Below are 6,201 nucleotides of genomic sequence, written 5' to 3' on the forward strand. Positions count from 1 at the left end.
TGAAACAACACCGGCGTGCGTTGCCGCGAGGGTTGACATAAGTGCGGCCCAGCAACGCTGAAGTATTCGCCCACATGGTTGATGTAACGCACTTTTTGCGGGTCGGTGTAAACCCGCTGCTCACGGTCGAGGATCACCGCGTCATCGTCCCAAGAGCCTTCCCATAACTTGTAGAGCACGTCCAAGTATTCATCGGCGATTTCGTAGCGGTGGTCATGCACCACCTCCGTCGCATGCCCAAAGTTACGGGCGGCATTGGGCAGGTACGAGGTGACGATGTTCCAGCCAACCCGGCCCTTGGTCAGGTGATCGAGGGTGCTCATGCGCCGCGCAAAAGCAAACGGCGGCTCGTAGGTGGTGGAAAAGGTGGCGCCAAAACCCAGATTTTTAGTCACCGCAGCCATGGCTGGAATCACCATCAACGGGTCGTTACTGGGGATTTGCATGGCTTCACGCAGCGCTGTGTGCGGGCCATTGCGAAAACGGTCATAGGTGCCGATGACATCCGCCAGAAACACCCCGTCGAAGGTGCCGTATTCCAGCAGTTGCGCCAGTTCGGTCCAATACTCCAGATCATTGAAACGGTGCCGGTTGTTCTCGGGATGCACCCACAGGCCGTGAACAATATGGCTCACGCAATTCATTTCAAATAAGTTGACGTGCAGTTGCTTGGGCATCGCCGGTACTCCTAGGGCGCAGGGTTCGGGATGCGCTGATGGATGGTCTCAATACGCGCCAGAATCTCAGGGCTGAGGGTGACGTTGATTGCACTGAGGTTGTCGCGCAATTGCGCGAGGCTGGTCTGCCCGGTGAGGGCGCTGGCCACAAAGGGTTTGTTGATCACAGAGGCCAGCGCCAGTTGCGCCGGGGTTAAGTCGAACTCTTTGGCAAGCTGCACGTAGTCAGCGATGGCTTCTTGCGCCAGCGGGCTGTCGTAGCGATTGAAAGTGCGGTACACCGCTGCCAGCCGTGAGCCTTCAGGGCGAGCACCATTGAGGTATTTGCCGGTCAACGCGCCAAACGCTAGGGGCGAATAGGCCAGCAAACTCACGCCTTCGCGATGGGTGAACTCAGACAGTCCGCCCTCATACAAACGGTTAAGCAAGCTGTAGGGGTTTTGGATACTGACGATCTTTGGCAACCCGAGTCGTTCGCTCTGTTTAAGGAACTCAGCCACACCCCACGCGGTTTCGTTAGACACGCCGATGTGGCGGACCTTGCCGGCCTTAACCTGGTCGGCCAGCACCGACAGCGTTTCTTCAATGGCTACGCTTTGCGTGTCCTCGGTATACGGGTATTCACGCTGACCGAAAATATTGGTCGGGCGGTCCGGCCAGTGCAGTTGGTAGAGATCCAAGTAGTCGGTGTTCAGGCGCTTGAGGCTAGCGTCCAATGCGTGGACGATGTTGGCCCGATCATGCCGAGTCAGCCCATCACGAATATGCAATTGACCGCCCGGCTCACGGGCCGGGCCTGCGATTTTGCTGGCCAGCACGATCTCAGCACGGCGGGCATTGTTCGCGGCTAGCCAGTTGCCTATGTAGCGTTCAGTGGTACGCCAGGTTTCGCTGCGCGTGGGCGTGGGGTACATCTCGGCAGTGTCGATCAGGTTGACGCCTTCGGCCAGCGCCAAGTCGATCTGTTGATGCGCATCGCTTTCGCTGTTTTGATGGCCCCAAGTCATGGTGCCAAGGCCCAGAACACTGACCTTAATGTCGCTGTTACCCAGTTGACGGTAATGCATGTGAGGTCCTTTTAGCAGGCAGTCAGTACAAGCACGTTAAACACCTTGAGATGTTTATCACTGCCCACGGCCTATGCACCTAACATGCCACGGGCGCTAACCCGATAAGGAACACGTGTTTAGGGAGGGACGGCAAAGGATTGTTTGTTCAAGCGCATGCAATGTGTTTATCAACTGTTGAACACGCAACAGCTTGTAACGGGTGACTCTGAGGGAAGGCGGGTTTGCGCAGGCTGCGATTTTTTGCGTTTAAAGATCAAAAGATCACAGCCTGCGGCAGCTCCTACAGGGTGATGCATGGAGGGCTACGCAGTTTGTTTATGGCGACTCTACTGTGCCCCCTCCGCAACCACGTTGGTTGGGGTTGTCGGTGCAGCTTTCTTGATAACTGAAGTATTGGCAGCCCGCACAGAGTACAACCACGCTTAACAGCATCCATCGCAATATCATCAGTTTTTCCTCTTCGGCTAATTGATTGTGGGTCAAGGGTTAGCCTAGCTGACGCGATGAAATGCGGGGTATTGATCGCCGATTTAAACGCCCGAAACGATCTGGCATCGGTCGTGAGCCTGCAAAAACCTCAAAAGGGCTTACACCTGTTTTGGCCGCGTCAGCTCGTCAATCAACAATTGCGTCGCCACTGTTAAAGCAACGCCATGGCGGGTGATGATTTCATAGGGCTCGCTGCGCGATTTCAACTCAAGCGGCAAGCGTATCAACATGCCGTGGGTCACGGCCATTTGCGCCACATCCACTGGCATTACCGCGACCAGTTGCGGATTTTGCAGCAACAGTGACAGCGTGGTGAAGGTCGAGGATGTTTCTATCGGATAGGTCGGGAAGTTGAGCCCCGCCTCTCGGAACTCGCGCTCCAGGGTTAAACGCATGGGCATGTTGACCGGAAAGACCACCCATGATGAATCCGCCAGTTCACTTAATGCCAATGACGCTCGCGAAGCAAAGCGATGTGCGGTGCTGGCGACCACGATCAGCGGTTCTTGTTCACGCAAACGGCTGTCATAGGCCGCCGGGTGTTTGCTGACGCTGGTACGGCAGATAGCTATGTCTAAGCGCCCTTCGTCGAGCAAGCCCAATAGGCGGGCACTGGTGTCTTCAACGATCTCGATCGACAACTGCGGTTGTTTCGCACGCAATTGCGCAAGGCACTCCACCAGCACCGGCACCGCGCCCATGATCACCCCCACCGACAAACGCCCGCCATGGCCTTGCATGATGCCGAGCATTTCTTCGCGCAGGTGCGCCACGTCGGTGTGAATCAGGCGTGCATAACGAATCACGCACCGCCCCAAATCATTGGGCGTAAGGCCCTTAGGCGTGCGTTCGAACAGGGTTGAGCCTAGGGTCGATTCGATTTCGTGCAGTGCTTTAGTGGCGCCGGGTTGGGTGATAGCCACTGACTCGGCAGCTTTGTGCAGCGAGCCGAACTCGTCCAACGCAATCAACAACCGCAGTTGCTTGAGGCGTAGCCGGGAAATGATGGTGGTTAAGGATGGCAGCATAGGGGGATGACTATTAGTTATCGCTCAATCAGCACCTGTCATTAGGCAGCAACGCTGACAAAAATTAAAGTGAACGTTAGTTGAGGTTAATAACCCGCCATAACAACAATGCGAGCGTTCACGTCATGCGTTTGATCCAATTTGAAACATCTCAAGGCCAGCGCCATGTTGGCGTCATTGAAGGCGATCAGATCCACGTGGTTATCGCCACTCAAACCACCCGAGAACTGGCGCTTGATGCTATCCGTAAAGGCCACGGCCTAGTGGCTGAAGTGCTCGCACGCGGCACCGAGGCAAGTCCATTTAGTTATAGCCAAACCTTAGAAGAGGGCCGCGTGTTGCCCCCGTTGGACCATGCCGACCCGGCTCATTGCCTAATCAGCGGCACCGGTTTGACGCACCTGGGCAGTGCCTCGACGCGCGACAAAATGCACCAACAAAACACGGCCGATGAAAGCGCAATGACTGACACGGCGCGTATTTTTCAGTGGGGCATTGAAGGTGGCCGCCCGGCATCCGGCACGGTGGGCGTGCAACCTGAATGGTTCTACAAGGGCGATGGTTCGATTGTGGTCCGCCCCGGTAGCCCGTTCAACAAACCTGCGTTCGCCGAAGATGCGGGCGAAGAGCCCGAGCTGACGGGTCTGTATGTGGTCGGCGATGATGGCAAGCCGTACCGCGTGGGTTTCGCCTTGGGTAACGAGTTTTCTGACCATGTGATGGAGCGCCGCAACTACTTGTATCTCGCGCATTCCAAACTGCGTAATTGCAGTTTTGGGCCCGAGTTGCGCGTCGGCGAACTGCCGCGCCATCTGACGGGTAAAAGCCGTATCCTGCGCGGCAATGAAGTGGTCTGGGAAAAAGAGTTTCTGAGCGGCGAAGACAACATGTGTCACAGCTTGGAAAACCTTGAATACCATCACTTCAAGTACCCGCAATTCCTGCGCCCCGGCGATGTTCACGTGCATTTTTTTGGCACTGCCACCCTGTCAGTCGCAGACAATTTTCACACCCAAGAGGGCGACCGCTTCGAAATCAGCATGCCTGAGTTCGGTGCACCGCTGGTCAACGGCATTCAAGCAGGTCCCGCTGAACTGCCTGCCGGCAAAGTCGCCACGTTGTAAAAAGGTTTAGTGGGTTTGTTCGCAAGCCCACTCCCCGCTTGATAAAAAAACATAAAAAAGCGAGATAAACATGAACAGCAAAACTGCATCGGCCGCTCCAAGCCAGACCGCTGGCATTGCGGATGCGTCGCGACCCACCACAGTACGCTGGCGTATATTTTTGATCCTGTTGCTGTTGTCAGCGATCAACTACATCGACCGCGCTTCACTGTCGGTGGCCCTGCCATTGATTTCCAGTGAGTTTGAAATGACCCCGGCCATGGAAGGCTTGATGCTGAGTGCGTTTTTCTGGTCGTACGCGCTGATGCAAATTCCAGGCGGCATGCTGTTAGACCGCTTTCAGGTACGCAACATCGTGGGTGTCGCCACCGTAGGCTGGGGCTTTTTCCAAGCTATCGCAGGCGGCGCGCACAGCTGGATGACCTTGCTCGCCACCCGTATTGGCCTGGGTGTGGCCGAATCGCCGATTATGCCTGCCGGTGCCAAGTTGAACGGCGCGTGGTTGACCCCCAATGAACGGGGTCGCGGCGCAACGTTGGTGGATGGTGGCGCGCCACTGGGTACGGCGTTAGGTGCAATCATCATCGCGGGGTTAATCACATGGTTCGATTCGTGGCGCATCGCGTTCGTCATCGCCGGTGTCGGGACCATGGTCGTCGGCGTTTGGGCCTGGTGGTACATCCGCAATAACCCGGCCGAACACCCTAAAGTGAACGCCGCCGAACTGGCCTATATCACCAACGCCAACGCCGAAGCCGCTAGAACCAACGGCGAACGTAAGGCCGTGCTCAAAGATTTGCTAAAAAGCCGTTCGGTACTGGCGATGTTTGCCGGTTACGCCTGCTACAACAGTGTGTTTTATGGCTTGCTGACCTGGATGCCGAGCTACCTGCACAAAGCTCATAACCTGGACATCAAGGCCATGGGCGGTGCCACGTTTCTAATCTTCATGTGCGGTTTTATCGGTGAACTCATCGGCGGTTGGTTGGCCGACAAATGGAAAGACGCAGGCGGTGCCCCCAACAAGGTTATGCGCACCATGTTCGGCGGCTCGGCGGCCATTGCTGCGCTGTGCATTCTGCTAGTGGCGTACACCCCAGACGCCTTCACCGTGATTTCGTTGCTCTGCGTAGCGCTGTTTTTTATACGCTGGTGCGGCATGTACTGGTGCTTGCCCGCCATTCTGGGCGGTAAGTCCAAAGCGGGCGTGCTGGGTGGCAGCATGAACTTTTGCGGCAACATGGTCGGGGTGATCGTACCGATTTTGATTGGTTTGATCGTGCAGTTCACCGGCTCGTACTTCTTGGCATTGATCTTCTTTGTGGTCATGGCTTTCGGTCTGATGCTGTTTTCTTCCCTCATCGACTACCGTGAACGCGGACTGGCCTAAGCCTGTGCTTTTACTGAGGTAACTGTAAATGCAACTTATAACTAAAACAGGCAGCGAAAATGCTGCCAATGCCGTGATCCGACTCAACCCGCTGGACGATGTACTGATTGCCCGCCAGCCCATCCCTCAAGGTTTGGTCTTGGAAGCTGAAGGTCTGCAAGCGTTGGACGCCATCCCTTCGGGCCACAAAATCGCAACCCGCGACGTGGACGTCGGCCAACCACTGCGGCGTTATGGCCAGATCATTGGCTTCGCCAGCCAACCGATAAAAGCCGGCCAGCATGTGCACGTGCATAACCTAGCCATGGGCGATTTTTCTCGTGATTACGCCTTTGGTGTCGATGCGCGAGGCATCAGTACGCCAAACCAAGACACCTTTATGGGCATCGTGCGCCCGGACGGCCGGGTTGCCACGCGCAACTA

The 6,201-nt window shown here is 56.1% G+C and carries 6 protein-coding genes; 3 read left to right on the top strand and 3 right to left on the bottom strand.

The window, feature by feature from the left end; all coding sequences use genetic code 11:
- The 3 genes from AQS70_RS06675 to AQS70_RS06685 all read right to left on the bottom strand — a co-directional run.
- Positions 1–677: NtaA/DmoA family FMN-dependent monooxygenase (locus AQS70_RS06675; protein ID WP_156355041.1), on the bottom strand; the 677-nt coding region annotated here is incomplete at its 3' end.
- Between the two features lie 11 nt (positions 678–688).
- Positions 689–1,744, bottom strand: coding sequence for an NADP(H)-dependent aldo-keto reductase (locus AQS70_RS06680; protein WP_055102104.1), 1,056 nt, complete (start codon positions 1,742–1,744; stop codon positions 689–691).
- 590 nt (positions 1,745–2,334) lie between these two features.
- A complete protein-coding gene (locus AQS70_RS06685) occupies positions 2,335–3,264 on the bottom strand; it encodes a LysR family transcriptional regulator (RefSeq protein ID WP_055102105.1) in 930 nt (309 codons plus the stop codon).
- A 125-nt stretch (positions 3,265–3,389) separates the two neighbouring features.
- Between AQS70_RS06685 and araD1 the strand changes: the two genes are divergently transcribed.
- From araD1 to AQS70_RS06700, 3 genes are all read left to right on the top strand, one after another.
- Positions 3,390–4,388 (top strand): AraD1 family protein, encoded by a 999-nt coding sequence (araD1, locus tag AQS70_RS06690; protein ID WP_055102106.1) that lies wholly within the window; start codon positions 3,390–3,392, stop codon positions 4,386–4,388.
- A 70-nt stretch (positions 4,389–4,458) separates the two neighbouring features.
- Complete coding sequence (locus tag AQS70_RS06695) at positions 4,459–5,778, top strand: MFS transporter (RefSeq protein ID WP_055102107.1); 1,320 nt, start codon at positions 4,459–4,461, stop codon at positions 5,776–5,778.
- A 28-nt stretch (positions 5,779–5,806) separates the two neighbouring features.
- Positions 5,807–6,201: UxaA family hydrolase (locus AQS70_RS06700; RefSeq protein WP_162233878.1), on the top strand; the 395-nt coding region annotated here is incomplete at its 3' end.

Source organism: Pseudomonas endophytica (assembly GCF_001411475.1).
GTDB classification, from domain to species: domain Bacteria; phylum Pseudomonadota; class Gammaproteobacteria; order Pseudomonadales; family Pseudomonadaceae; genus Aquipseudomonas; species Aquipseudomonas endophytica.